Origin of the sequence: Pseudomonas sp. DWP3-1-3b3, assembly GCF_049896305.1 — a bacterium.
GTDB classification, from domain to species: domain Bacteria; phylum Pseudomonadota; class Gammaproteobacteria; order Pseudomonadales; family Pseudomonadaceae; genus Aquipseudomonas; species Aquipseudomonas azotoformans_A.
In genome coordinates, this window is record NZ_JAFCUA010000002.1 from 337,808 (window position 1) to 350,427 (window position 12,620).

11 protein-coding genes and 1 pseudogene are annotated in these 12,620 nt (G+C 58.8%); 8 read left to right on the top strand and 4 right to left on the bottom strand.

Translation table 11 applies throughout. From position 1 onward, the window contains the following. Positions 1-232: 232 nt before the first annotated feature. Entirely contained in the window at positions 233-1,600 is a 1,368-nt protein-coding gene (locus tag ACP7BX_RS07935) for an OprD family porin (protein WP_314529608.1), read from the bottom strand. 370 nt (positions 1,601-1,970) lie between these two features. Between ACP7BX_RS07935 and tauA the strand changes: the two genes are divergently transcribed. Continuing rightward, on the top strand, positions 1,971-2,957 hold the full coding sequence (gene tauA / locus ACP7BX_RS07940) for a taurine ABC transporter substrate-binding protein (protein WP_426127200.1): 987 nt from the start codon (positions 1,971-1,973) through the stop codon (positions 2,955-2,957). 39 nt (positions 2,958-2,996) lie between these two features. Here tauA and argA read toward each other — a convergent pair whose 3' ends face one another. Both argA and argE read right to left on the bottom strand, forming a co-directional pair. Continuing rightward, positions 2,997-4,298, bottom strand: a complete 1,302-nt coding sequence (gene argA, locus ACP7BX_RS07945; RefSeq protein WP_016978985.1) for an amino-acid N-acetyltransferase — start codon at positions 4,296-4,298, stop codon at positions 2,997-2,999. A gap of 136 nt (positions 4,299-4,434) precedes the next feature. Next, positions 4,435-5,583: an acetylornithine deacetylase gene (argE, locus tag ACP7BX_RS07950; RefSeq protein ID WP_426127198.1), complete on the bottom strand. Its 1,149-nt coding sequence runs from the start codon at positions 5,581-5,583 to the stop codon at positions 4,435-4,437. 158 nt (positions 5,584-5,741) lie between these two features. Between argE and ACP7BX_RS07955 the strand changes: the two genes are divergently transcribed. After that, complete coding sequence (locus ACP7BX_RS07955; RefSeq protein ID WP_033897556.1) at positions 5,742-7,109, top strand: inorganic triphosphatase; 1,368 nt, start codon at positions 5,742-5,744, stop codon at positions 7,107-7,109. Between the two features lie 19 nt (positions 7,110-7,128). On the opposite strand, the gene ACP7BX_RS07960 is transcribed toward ACP7BX_RS07955, so the two are convergent. After that, positions 7,129-7,599, bottom strand: a complete 471-nt coding sequence (locus tag ACP7BX_RS07960; RefSeq protein WP_426127196.1) for an Lrp/AsnC family transcriptional regulator — start codon at positions 7,597-7,599, stop codon at positions 7,129-7,131. 127 nt (positions 7,600-7,726) lie between these two features. Here ACP7BX_RS07960 and ACP7BX_RS07965 point away from each other — a divergent pair, with 127 nt between their 5' ends. The 6 genes and pseudogenes from ACP7BX_RS07965 (at position 7,727) to ACP7BX_RS07990 (ending at position 12,522) form a co-directional block, all read left to right on the top strand. Then, the gene (locus ACP7BX_RS07965; protein ID WP_426127194.1) at positions 7,727-8,065 is read left to right on the top strand and encodes a hypothetical protein; all 339 of its coding nucleotides are present in this window, start codon (positions 7,727-7,729) and stop codon (positions 8,063-8,065) included. 84 nt (positions 8,066-8,149) lie between these two features. Beyond that, positions 8,150-9,829, top strand: a complete 1,680-nt coding sequence (locus ACP7BX_RS07970; RefSeq protein WP_426127192.1) for a GspE/PulE family protein — start codon at positions 8,150-8,152, stop codon at positions 9,827-9,829. 77 nt (positions 9,830-9,906) lie between these two features. Next, positions 9,907-10,827, top strand: coding sequence for an SPFH domain-containing protein (locus ACP7BX_RS07975; RefSeq protein WP_010207363.1), 921 nt, complete (start codon positions 9,907-9,909; stop codon positions 10,825-10,827). A 10-nt stretch (positions 10,828-10,837) separates the two neighbouring features. After that, a complete protein-coding gene (locus ACP7BX_RS07980) occupies positions 10,838-11,284 on the top strand; it encodes an NfeD family protein (RefSeq protein WP_033897552.1) in 447 nt (148 codons plus the stop codon). 69 nt (positions 11,285-11,353) lie between these two features. Further along, positions 11,354-11,668 carry a DUF2388 domain-containing protein gene (locus ACP7BX_RS07985; RefSeq protein WP_003176799.1) on the top strand — a complete coding sequence of 105 codons (315 nt, stop codon included), beginning with the start codon at positions 11,354-11,356 and terminating at the stop codon, positions 11,666-11,668. 188 nt (positions 11,669-11,856) lie between these two features. Next, positions 11,857-12,522 (top strand): annotated as a pseudogene (locus ACP7BX_RS07990) (outer membrane protein). Positions 12,523-12,620 lie beyond the last annotated feature (98 nt).

The window sequence follows — 12,620 nt, forward strand, 5'->3', positions numbered from 1 at the left end:
AAAGAATAAATATCGATTTATCTAGACGATAAAGGAATATTAAAAATCTGTTCATTGGACGTATCCGAAGGCGAGGAGCACCATCGTTTCCAAGGTTCGAGAAGGCCTTGAGACGCTGTACAAAGAGGGGTTCAGGAAGGGCTTGCGGGGGTTTAGCCCGACTTGAAAGCAAGACACCTTGCCCGGTGTTGCACCGGGCAAGGCATTACACACTTACAACAGCTTCACGCTACTAGAACAGTGGCAGCGAGTAGCTGACGATCAGACGGTTTTCGTCCTGGGAACGGGTGTTCGCCAGATCGGTACGCCACATAGCGTTTTTCCAGGCGAAGCCGAGGTTTTTCAGCGGGCCTTCTGGAATCACGTAGGCAACGGTGATGTCGCGTTCCCACTCGGATTGACCGGTGGTTTCGGCGCGACCAGCGTTGTTGGCGATAGTGTCGATGTCGCTACCTTTGAGGTAAACAACACCAGCGGTCAGGCCAGGTACACCGACTTTTGCGAAGTCATAGGCGTAGCGAGCTTGCCAGGTACGCTCGCCAGCACGGGCGAACTTCTGGATCTGCATGTCGGTAGTGATGTAAGCCGACGAGCCGTCACCCTGGTTCAACCAAGGGAAGTCGCTGCTGCCATTGCTGACCTGGTAACCACCACCGAAGGTGTGACCGGCAACGGTGTACAGGAACAGGCCGCTGTACAGGTTGTTGTCGACCTTGCCTTTACCGGCGTTGAAGTTGTTGTAGTTACCGCTGGAGTAGTAAGCGGCGGTGTCGCCGTTCTTGCCATCGTCCGAGCTGTTGAAATAACGCAGGTCAGACTTCAGAACGCCCGGGCCGATTGCCCAGTTGTGGGTCAGACCCAGGAAGTGCTGCTTGTAGAAGTCTTCCAGGTTGCCGTAGTAGTACTGGGCAGTCAGGTCTTTGGTCAGCTTGTAGTCACCACCGGCGTAGTAGAACTTGTTGCTGAACTTGCCGGCGTTGTAGTTGGAGCTACCGTTGGCGCCACCGATCGACAGGTTTTCGTTGTTGCTGGAGTTACGGCCCTTGGCCTTCTCCACCTGACCGGCCACCAGGGTCAAATCCTTGATGTCGTTGGTAGTGATCTGGCCACCTTGGAAGGTTTGCGGCAGCAAACGACCATCGTTGGTCACGATAACCGGCAGCTTAGGCTGCAAGGTGCCCAGCTTCAGTTCGGTCTGGGAGATTTTCACCTTACCGGTCACGCCCAGGCTGGCGTAATCGTTGACGGCTTTGTTGCCATCGCTTGGGAACACGGTACCGCCGGAAGCGGTGCCGGTGTAGTTACCATGTTCTGCATGGCTGGAATCGAGGCGCACGCCGTACAGGCCGATTGCGTCAACACCAAATTGGACGGTGCCTTGGGTGTAACCCGAGATGAAACGCAGGTCGAAGCCCTGGCCCCATTCAGCGTTTTTGCTCGCCGAGTTGGAAGTGCCACGGTGACCATCGCGGTTATCTGTGTTGATGTAGAAGTTACGCAGCCCCAGTGTTGCCTTGCTGTCTTCGATGAAACCGGCGGAGTTTGCCTGCTGGGCAACCGCAGCCAAAGCTACGGCCAACGCCAATGTTGACTTCTTCATGTACCGCTCCTCTCATTTCTAATTTTTGTATTTCTTTGGTCTCGGGTCTGACGCCCTCGATCCACAGATGCGCGATTAGCGCCAGATAGTGACTACCAAGTCAATCGTAACCTTGTGTGTCTACTACCTTCGTCTAATCGCAGTTGATTTGGTCCCTGCAGGGTAATGAGTTTTTCATACACCCAAAAAGAATTGTTTCATTCTTTTTCATACGATTTGGGAATAAGCCTTTCCATGATGCGGACAAGTCAGGGTAGACGAACCGCTCCATAAGCTAATTCCTAAAGGGTATTTGTTAGTGCTTTTTTAGATCGATTAGTGTGGCCGTACTGTTGCATACGTCACCCACGATCAAAAAGGCGACGCCATCATGGCCAAACGCACATCCTCCCGTCAATTTGTTACAGTTTTTGTGTCACTAATACTTTCTTTTGGTGTCAAAGCCGCCGATTTAACCATCGGCTACCAAACCGGCATTGACCCCAGCAAAGTCCCACAGGCCGACGGCCTCTATGAGAAGGCCATCGGTGAAAAAATCGCCTGGCGCCGGTTCAACAGTGGGCCGGAAGTCGTCACCGCCATTGCCTCCGGCGATGTACAGATCGGCAACCTCGGTTCCAGCCCCCTTGCGGCGGCGGCTTCACGAAATCTACCCATCGTCGCGTTCATCGTATCGGCGCAGATCAATACTTCTGAAGCTCTGGTGGTGCGTAACGGCAGCCACATTGACGCACCCAAGGATCTGATCGGCAAAACCATCGCCACGCCATTCGTCTCAACCTCTCATTACAGCCTGCTCGGCGCGCTGAAGCACTGGGGACTGGACACCAAACAAGTCAAGGTGGTGAACCTGCAGCCAGCCGAGATTGCCGCCGCGTGGAAACGCGGCGATATCGACGGTGCCTTCGTGTGGTCGCCGGCTTTGGGCGAAATCCGCAAGACCGGCAAGACGCTGACAGATGCGGCCCAGGTGGGTCAGTGGGGCGCACCAACGTTTGAGGTGTGGGTGGCGCGTAAGGATTTCGCGGAAAAACATCCTGACGTAGTGGCCAAGTTTGCCAAGGTCACCCTGGATTCGTTTGCCGAGTATGCGGCCCATAAAGACGGTTGGACGGTGGATTCCGAGCCGGTGCAGAAAATCGCGAAACTGACAGGCTCGAATGCTGCCGACATTCCGGAGTTGTTGGCCGGTACCACCTTCCCCGATGCCCAGGCACAGCAAACTGACGCGCTGCTCAAAGGCGGCACGGCGAAGGCGATTGGGGAGACGGCGAAGTTCTTGAAGGAACAGGGGAAGGTTGAAGCGGTGTTGCCGGACTATTCGGCCTTTGTGACCGATAAATTCATCAAGCCCTGACATCTGTAGGCGCCAGGATGGCGCCTACAGAATGGAGTGTTACAGGGCCTTCTCAAAAATCTTCGAATTACGCTGATAGTTATACAGCGAGGCCCGGGCCGACGGCAGGCGATCCACGCTGCTCGGCACAAACCCCCGCTCACGGAACCAGTGGGCGGTGCGGGTGGTGAGCACAAACAAGGTCTTCAACCCCTGCGCCCGCGCCCGAGCCTGGATACGCTCCAGCAACACATCGCCCCGCGCGCCATGGCGGTATTCCGGGTTCACCGCCAGGCACGCCAGCTCACCGGCGTCCGAATCCGCGATCTGGTACAGCGCCGCACAGGCGATGATCATGCCTTCGCGTTCCACCACGCTGAACTGCTCGATCTCACGCTCCAGCACTTCCCGCGAACGGCGCACCAGGATGCCCTGCTCTTCCAACGGGCTGATCAGGTCGAGCAACCCACCCACGTCTTCAATCGCGGCTTCGCGCACCTGCTCGAATTGTTCCTGGGCCACCAGCGTACCGCCGCCGTCGCGGGTGAACAGTTCGGTGAGCAAGGCACCGTCTTCGGCGTAGCTGACAATATGACTGCGCCCTACCCCACCCCGGCACGCTTCGGCGGCCGCATCGAGCAGTTCAGCCTGATAGTTGCTGCTGCCCAGGCGTTGCAAGTGTGCCGGCACTTGTTGGGGGCGCAGCTCGCGGACCAGGCGACCGTTCTCATCGATCAGGCCCATGTCTGCGCCAAACAGCAACAGCTTGTCGGCACCCAGGTCGATGGCCGCGCGGGTGGCAACGTCTTCGCAGGCCAGGTTGAAGATTTCACCGGTCGGCGAGTAGCCCAACGGCGACAGCAGCACGATAGAGCGTTCGTCCAACAGACGGTTGATGCCCTTGCGATCGACGCGGCGCACTTCGCCGGTGTGGTGGTAATCCACGCCGTCCAATACGCCGATGGGGCGTGCAGTCACGAAATTACCGCTGGTTACCCGCAGGCGCGAGCCCTGCATCGGCGACGAGGCCATGTCCATCGACAGGCGCGCTTCAATGGCGATGCGCAGGTGGCCGACCGCGTCGATCACACACTCCAGCGTCGCCGCATCAGTGATGCGCATGCCTTCGTGATAAGTCGGGATCAGGCCACGTGCTTCAAGGCGCACTTCAATCTGTGGCCGCGAACCGTGGACCAGCACCAAGCGCACGCCCAGGCTGTGCAGCAGCACCAGGTCGTGGACGATATTGCCGAAGTTGGGATGCTCTACGCCGTCGCCAGGCAGCATGACCACAAAGGTGCAGTCGCGGTGGGCGTTGATGTAAGGGGACGCGTGACGAAGCCAATTAACATAGTCGGGCATAAAACCTGGGCCTGTAATAAAAAGCAGCCGAAAAAGGATGAATCGTGAAAGCGCACAGCGGGCTGATGGTTATCGTCGGAACAGGCTTGGCGACACGCTCACTCTCCTTTCTATGTACGAACAGGTTGGGGTTAATTTATGCAGGTTTCAGGCAGTAATGTTCGATCAGTTCCCGCAATAGACGCACTGTAGGCGTCAAGCGTGACATTTCGAGGTACTCGCCCGGTTGGTGGGCGCAGGCGATATCGCCAGGGCCGAGCACCAGGGTTTCACACCCAAGGCGCTGAAGATAAGGCGCTTCGGTGCCGAACGCTACTGCTTCGGCACGATGGCCGGTCAATCGTTCCGCCACCCGCACCAGTTCGGCATCTTCGGGCTGCTCGAAAGGTGGCACCTCGGGGAACAGCGGCGCGTAATCAATCTTGACCTGATGGCGCTCGGCCAAGGGCACGAGCTTCTGCCGGATAGCGTCGCGCAGTACTTGCGGGTCCATGCCCGGCAGCGGCCGCAGGTCGAACTCCAGGGAACACTGGCCGCAGATACGGTTGGGGTTGTCGCCGCCGTGAATGCAGCCAAAATTCAGGGTCGGCTGCGGCACGCTGAACTGCGGGTTCCGGTATTCGCGCTGCCAGGCCAGGCGCAAGCCACGCAGTTCGCCAATGGCGTCGTGCATGGCTTCAAGAGCGCTGTGGCCCAGGCTGGGATCCGACGAATGGCCGCTTTGGCCGAGGATGTCGATGCGCTCCATCATTACGCCTTTGTGCAAGCGGATCGGCTTGAGCCCGGTCGGCTCGCCAATCACCGCTGCGCGGCCCAGCGGGCGCCCTGCTTCGGCCAATGCGCGGGCGCCGGACATGGAGCTTTCTTCATCGCAGGTGGCGAGGATCAACAGCGGCTGCTTGAACGGCTGGTCCAGCAACGGCAGCACCGCCTCGATGGCCAGGGCGAAAAAGCCCTTCATGTCGCAACTGCCCAGTCCTACCCAACGACCGTCGACTTCCGTCAGCTTGAGCGGATCGGTCTTCCACAACGCGGCGTCATAGGGAACGGTATCACTATGCCCTGCCAGCACCAGCCCGCCGGGGCCACTGCCGTAACTGGCCAGGAGGTTGAACTTGCCGGGGCTGACTTGTTGGATGTCGATGGCAAAACCCATGTCGCCCAGCCAACTGGCGAGCAAGTCGATCACCGGGCGGTTGGTCTGGTCGAGAGAGGCCTGGGTGCAACTGACCGACGGCGCGGCAATCAGCGCGGCGAACTGCTCTTTCATGGACGGTAATGGCATGCGCGGCCTCTCGACTTCCCGGATGAGCCCCACTATAGAGCCATCTGCACGACACAATAAACCGTTGCGGCACGTTGCCGGGCTCAGTCCTGTACACTGCACGACCTTGGCAGCCACTCTTTTCCCCGGCTGCGCTCCCGATCCTGGATGTACCGGCCATGCAAAAAGAAACTGAAATCAAGCTTCGCGTCAGCCGCGAGACCCTCGCCGCGCTGCGTGAGCACCCGCTGCTGAAAAAACGCAACAAAAGTGGCTGGGAACGCCGTGAGTTGATGAACCAGTATTTCGACACCCCCGAGCGCGACCTGGCCCAGGCCAAAGTCGCCCTGCGCCTGCGCAAGGACGGTGACGACATCATCCAGACCCTCAAAACCCGTGGCCAAAGCGTCGCCGGCTTGTCGGAACGCAACGAGTACAACTGGGAACTGCCTAAAGCCAAGCTCGACGTGAAGAAACTCGACGGCGAATGCTGGCCCGAGCAACTGGCCGAGCTGGACAAAAAGACCCTCAAGCCGATCTTCACCACCGACTTCGTGCGTGAACGCGCCGAAATCGCCTGGGGCCGTGGCAAGGCCAAGGTGGTCATCGAAGCCGCCCTGGACCTGGGCCACGTGGTGGTCGGCAAGCAAAAAGAAGAAATCTGCGAGCTGGAACTGGAACTGCGCGAAGGCGAACCGGCTGCACTGCTGGAGTTGGCCGCCGAACTGGCCGCCACCCTGGCCCTGATGCCGTGCGATATCAGCAAGGCCGAGCGCGGCTACCGCCTGTACGACGCCAGCAGCTATTCCCTGAGCCTGCCGGCGCCGCAGATCCACGCTGAAATGCCGCTGGACGACGCCTTCGCCGCCATCATGTGGCACCTGCTGGGCAGCAGCCAGCGCCTGGCTGAGCAATACCGTTTCAATGGCCACTGGCGCCTGTTGCAAGACTGGGTCGACAACCTTGGCGAACTGCGCGCCCTGATCGGCAGCCTCGGCCAAGCCGCGCCACGCCAATCCACCAGCGAACTGCGCAGCGCACTGGATGCCCTGTTGGAAGACTGGCGCCCACTGGTACAAGCCGGTGACGACGACGAAGACATCCGCAAAGCCGCACCGGAACAATTCGCTGAAGAATTGGAAGACGTGCGCTGGGGCCTGTTCTCACTGAACGCTTCGCGCTGGCTGATGGCCCGTACCTGGACCGCCGACCGCAACGTGCGTGGCAACCGCCAAGGCGCTGCGCAAATCACCAACTGGCTGCCACGCCTGCTGGCCGACGACGCCGTCGCCCTGCAACTGCCGCGCTACCAGCAACAACCGGAAGACCTGGCCGAGCAGCTGCCGCGCATCGAACGCATCCAAGCCTGGTTGCACCATGCACGTCAGGTGGTCGACATCCCGGAGCTGGACCGTCTGTACGGCGAGCTGAACAAGTTGGCGCAACTGGCCAACCAGCCGATCACCGATGAGTCGCTGGATGCGCGGATGCATCAAGCGATTGCGGTGTATCAGAACCGTGCGTGGAAAACGCTGCTGCGTCTGTAAAATCGCTGTCTCCAGCCTGTCAGCGCAATACTGGCAGGCTGGTGGTGGACTTGATCTCCGACAACGCCACAATCGAATTGACCTCCTGAATCCCCGGCACCATCGACAGCTTCTCGAAGAAAAACCGCTCATACGCCTCGATGTCCGAGGTGACGATGCGCAGCAGAAAATCCACCGCCCCCATCAACACATAACACTCCAGCACTTCCGGAAACCCGCGAATCGCGTCAGTGAACTCGGTGAAGTTGGAGCGGCCGTGGGCGTTGAGTTTGACCTCGGCGAAAATCTGCGTGTTGAGGCCGATCTTCTTGCGGTCCAGCAACGTCACCTGACCGCGAATCACCCCCTCTTCCTTGAGACGTTGAATACGCCGCCAGCACGGTGACTGGGATAAACCGACCTGCTCGGCGATCTGCGCACTCGACAGCGAGGCGTCCTGTTGCAGCAGGGCCAGGATACGGCGGTCGTAGGCATCCAACTCGCTGTGCATATAAATTCCTTTAACAAAGCCTATCTTGAATTGTTCAATTCGATTAATCCTGAAACAGGCCCATCTTAGATAAGAAATCTCAGTTAGCGAATGTAAAAATTTCTCCTGTCAAATCTGGAGTTTTCCCATGCACGCCGTCGAAGCCACCCACCCCGTTACCCGCGTCGATGCGTGGGCCGTCAGCAACGCCCATTGCCAGGCGCATTACCGGATAGTCACTGAGGCGGAGCCGGACGTGCTGTGCAGGGTCCTTAACTATTTCGCGCTGCAATTCCTCACGCCACGACAGGTCACGGTGAATCGGGAAGATGACGTGCTGAGCATCGACATCGTGATGGATGGCCTGAGCTGGCACCGCGCCCAAGTGATCGGTGAAAAGATTCGAAACCTGATCAGCGTGTGCTCGCTGGATATGTGGTCGGCTGACTCCATGGGGCCTCAAGCCGTGGTGGCGGTCGCCCAGTAAAAGCCTGCAATACACGCTGGGAGGCAGATATTCATCGGCTGGCTAGCCTGGGATTTACACCCACTGCCACCCAGGAAAACCTTCATGCCGGTTGATCAACGATTGGAACTGCAGCAGCTGTTGCCGGCTTTGGTCGAAGGGCGGCTGATCACGCCTGAACTCGCCCAACGCTTGTCGGCATTGCCGGCCAGCAACACCCAGCACCCCTTGGAGAGCATCGCAGCCCAAGGCCCGTGCCTGGAAACCCTGACCGAATGGCTCGCCCAACAGGCCGGGCAACCCTATCTGCGCATCGACCCGTTAAAGATCGACGTGGCGACGGTGGTGCCGTTGATGTCCCACGCATTCGCCCAGCGTCACGCCATACTCGCGGTGGCGGTGGATGCGCAAACCGTCACGGTCGCCAGCGCCCAGCCCCATGTCACCAGCTGGGAAGCCGGGCTCTCGCAGGTGCTCAAGCGTTCGATCACGCGCGTGGTCGCCAATCCTCAGGACATTACGCGCTGCATCGGTGAGTTCTACCGGCTGGCGAAGTCCGTCAGCGGCGCCGATCAGAAGGTCGTGGCGCCGGTCAATGTCGACCTGCTCAACCTCGGCGCCAGCGACCAGGAGCCGGATGCCAACGACGCGCACATCGTCAACATCGTCGATTGGCTACTGCAATACGCGTTCGCCCAGCGCGCCAGCGATATCCATATCGAGCCCTGCCGTGAACAGGGGCGTGTGCGCTTTCGCATCGACGGGCTGCTGCACGACGTCTATCAGTTCCCGGCCCAGGTAACGATGGCGGTGGTCAGCCGCCTGAAAAGCCTGGGTCGCATGAACGTGGCAGAAAAACGCAGGCCCCAGGACGGCCGGGTCAAGACCAAAAGCCCGGCAGGCGCGGAAGTTGAACTGCGCCTTTCCACCTTGCCCACGGCGTTTGGCGAGAAGCTGGTGATGCGGATTTTCGACCCGCAGGTCCTGCTCAAGGGCTTTGACCAGCTGGGTTTGTCGGCTGATGACCAGCAACGCTGGCAGTCCATGACGCGCCAGACCCACGGCATCATCCTGGTGACCGGCCCAACCGGTTCAGGCAAGACCAGCACGCTCTACACCACGCTCAGGCAACTGGCGACCCGGGAGGTCAACCTGTGCACCGTGGAAGATCCCGTCGAGATGGTCGAACCGGCGTTCAACCAGATGCAGGTGCAGCACAACATCGACCTGACCTTCGCCAGCGGCATCCGCGCCCTGCTGCGCCAGGATCCGGACATCATCATGATTGGCGAGATCCGCGACCAGGAGACCGCCGAGATGGCGATCCAGGCCGCACTGACCGGGCATCTGGTGCTGTCGACCTTGCATACCAACGACGCGCCCAGCGCCATCAGCCGCTTGCAGGAACTGGGCATTGCTCACTATTTGATCAAGGCCACATTATTGGGGGTGATGGCACAGCGGTTGGTACGGGTTTTATGTCCTCACTGCAAGCGGACGCTGGGTGGGGTCCATGAGGCGGTCGGATGCGTGGAATGTCGACACAGCGGCTATCGGGGCCGAGCCGGTGTGTACGAAATCATGCTGCTGAATCAAGCGCTCAAGACGCTGATCACGCCCGGCGCCGATGTGCAGGCGCTGCGCCAGGCGGCGATTGCCCAAGGCATGTGCAGCCTGCGCATGGCCGGCCTGCAAAAGGTCGAGGCGGGGCAGACCACGATGGCGGAAGTATTACGAGTAACGCCTGGGGATTCGGTAACAAATCCTTTGTTTGATCAGCAGTGAAACCGTTCTTATCGGTGACAACACCGTTACAATCGGCCCAACGTCGTTTCACTGACACATTCAGATAGGGAATCGCTATGCAGATCGGAACCGTACTGCTTCTTTTCGTGGGCTTGGCCATCGCCATCCTGTTCATGGGCTTCAAGGTCGTCCCCCAGGGTTACCAGTGGACAGTCGAGCGTTTCGGCCGCTACACCAACACCCTCAAGCCTGGCCTGAACATCATCATCCCGGTCATGGACCGCATCGGTCGCAAGATCAACGTGATGGAAAGCGTGCTGGATATCCCGCCCCAGGAAGTCATCACCGCCGACAACGCCACCGTGCAGATCGACGCCGTGTGCTTCTTCCAGGTTGTCAACACCGCCCAGGCCGCGTACGAGGTCAACAACCTCGAACACGCCATCCGCAACCTGCTGCAAACCAACATCCGTACCGTGCTCGGTTCCATGGAGCTGGATGCCATGCTCAGCCAGCGCGACGGCATCAACGAGAAACTGCTGAAAACCGTGGACGAAGCCACCGCGCCATGGGGCATCAAGATCACCCGTATCGAGATCAAGGACATCAGCCCACCTGCCGACCTGATGGCCGCCATGTCGGGCCAGATGAAAGCCGAACGGATCAAGCGTGCGCAAATCCTAGAGGCTGAAGGCTTGCGCGCCTCAGCGATCCTGACCGCCGAAGGCAAGAAGCAGGCGCAGATCCTTGAGGCAGAAGGTAGCCGACAGGCTGCATTCCTTGAGTCCGAAGCCCGTGAGCGTCAGGCCGAAGCAGAAGCCCGCGCGACCCAGGTGGTGTCGGAAGCGATTGCGTCGGGCAACGTGCAGGCGGTCAATTACTTTGTCGCACAGAAATACATCGATGCGCTGGGCAAGCTGGCATCGGCCAACAACAGCAAGGTCATCCTGATGCCGCTGGAAGCCAGCCAGGTGATCGGTGCAGTCGGCGGTATCGGCGAGATCGTCAAGGCAACGTTCGACAACAAGAAAGGCTGAGGCCAGCGCCATGTGGGATTTCCTGCAGCATCTGTCGTTTTGGGATTGGCTGGCGCTGGGTACGGTGTTGCTGATCCTTGAGGTATTCGGCGCCGGTGGTTACCTGCTGTGGATGGGCATCGCGGCGGCGGCCGTGGGTGTGATCAAGTTTTTGGTGCCACCCTTGGGGCTGGAGTGGCAACTGCTACTGTTTGCCGTGCTGTCGATCGTCACAGCCGTGTATTGGTGGAAGCGTCAGCGCAGCAGTGCCAAGGTCAGCGACCAGCCGGGGCTGAACGAGCGCGGCTCGGAGCTGATCGGCCGCACCTTCGTGGTGCATCAGGCGATTGTCGACGGCCGGGGCAAGGTAAAGGTGGGTGACGGCGTGTGGATGGTCACTGGACCGGACAGCCCCGTAGGCGCTCAAGTCCGGGTAGTTGGCCAGGAAGGTGTGGTGTTAAGGGTTGAAACTGTTTAGTCAGTGATGGAACTCGGTTGGACTAACTACAATCATAAAGTACAGATAACCCACCCGGAGTCACCCATCATGCGTCTTAAATATGCTGTCGCAACCCTTGCTGTGCTTTCCCTCCCTGTCGGTTCAGCCATGGCCGACAGTTTCTGGCGCAACGTCATCTCGTCCGGCGCCACTACCGGCTCGACGTACCTGACGTTCAAGGACCACAAGCTGGTGGTCGCCGCACAAGACGACGCAGGCAGCTTTGTTGCCAGCGATGGCGGCATCCGTGGCCCGTACCTGGAAGCGGCGATGCAGAAAGTCCGCGCCGATAACCCTGGCCTGCAAGCCACGGATATGGAGCTGGCCAACGCCATCCTCGCGAAAAACGCCGTTACCGAATAACTCGGGCTCGATAAAAAATGCCGCTTTGAACAGCGGCATTTTTTTGTCTTGAGTTCCTACAGCTATCGCCACCGAGTACTACGCATAGGTTCCTGCTTTCAATGTGGAGTACAGAGAACTCCTGTCGAGTCTCATCCTGCTGGGCAACAAGCTAAGGGTTCCTTTTTAAATAAAGCGGATCACTGCCCATGCACAAGATTGCCTACGTACTGCTGCTCTCTGCATTTTCGACCTCCTACGCCCAGGCAGAAAGCTGGTACGGATCAGCAAAATTCAACAACGCCCGCCAGAACCTTTCCAGCTCGCTGCTCACCAGCCCTCGTGTGACTGAACGAGTGGACGCCCCAGATAGCACCAAGTCATTCGTAGCCTCTTTCGCCGCAGGTTACGCCTTTGAGAATGGCTGACGCCTGGAAGGGGAATACACAATGCCGAACAACTCGACGTTCAAATCCTACTGGGCCCCCTTCAATGCCAACGTCAACAGCATGCAGGTCCAGAGCCAGCGCTTGATGCTCAATGGCTATAAAGACATCCCGATCAACCCATGGTTATCGTTCTACGGTATGGCCGGTGTGGGTGTCGCTCGCATTGAAGCCGAAGGCTATCAAACCAACGAGACCCGCCGCTTTGCCAATAATCGCCAACACAACTTTGCCTACAGTGTAGGCATGGGGCTGGAAGCCAAGGTCAGTGAGCAAATCACACTGGGGGCTGGTTATCGATATATCGCCATGGGCGATGTTGAAACCGGCTACAACACCTTCGCAAACCGTGTGAACGCCAGGGATGAACAACTCAAAGGCAAGCTCAAGGAACAAAATGTGTTCCTGGAAGCGCGCTACGCCTTCTAAAGCCCGTAGAGAATGTCGCTGTTGAAGCGGCATTTTTTACTTGAACACTGACGATTCATTCACAGGCGACAGGCTATATTCAGTCACACCGTGTAACC

Excerpts from the sequence above, each read along its gene's own strand:
- ACP7BX_RS07985 (WP_003176799.1), top strand. The coding sequence starts at position 11,354 with ATGCGTCTTAAATATGCTGTCGCAACCCTTGCTGTGCTTTCCCTCCCT.
- ACP7BX_RS07960 (WP_426127196.1), bottom strand. The coding sequence starts at position 7,599 with ATGCACAGCGAGTTGGATGCCTACGACCGCCGTATCCTGGCCCTGCTG.
- argE (WP_426127198.1), bottom strand. The coding sequence starts at position 5,583 with ATGCCATTACCGTCCATGAAAGAGCAGTTCGCCGCGCTGATTGCCGCG.
- tauA (WP_426127200.1), top strand. The coding sequence starts at position 1,971 with ATGGCCAAACGCACATCCTCCCGTCAATTTGTTACAGTTTTTGTGTCA.
- ACP7BX_RS07935 (WP_314529608.1), bottom strand. The coding sequence starts at position 1,600 with ATGAAGAAGTCAACATTGGCGTTGGCCGTAGCTTTGGCTGCGGTTGCC.
- ACP7BX_RS07980 (WP_033897552.1), top strand. The coding sequence starts at position 10,838 with ATGTGGGATTTCCTGCAGCATCTGTCGTTTTGGGATTGGCTGGCGCTG.
- ACP7BX_RS07970 (WP_426127192.1), top strand. The coding sequence starts at position 8,150 with ATGCCGGTTGATCAACGATTGGAACTGCAGCAGCTGTTGCCGGCTTTG.
- ACP7BX_RS07975 (WP_010207363.1), top strand. The coding sequence starts at position 9,907 with ATGCAGATCGGAACCGTACTGCTTCTTTTCGTGGGCTTGGCCATCGCC.
- ACP7BX_RS07965 (WP_426127194.1), top strand. The coding sequence starts at position 7,727 with ATGCACGCCGTCGAAGCCACCCACCCCGTTACCCGCGTCGATGCGTGG.
- ACP7BX_RS07955 (WP_033897556.1), top strand. The coding sequence starts at position 5,742 with ATGCAAAAAGAAACTGAAATCAAGCTTCGCGTCAGCCGCGAGACCCTC.
- argA (WP_016978985.1), bottom strand. The coding sequence starts at position 4,298 with ATGCCCGACTATGTTAATTGGCTTCGTCACGCGTCCCCTTACATCAAC.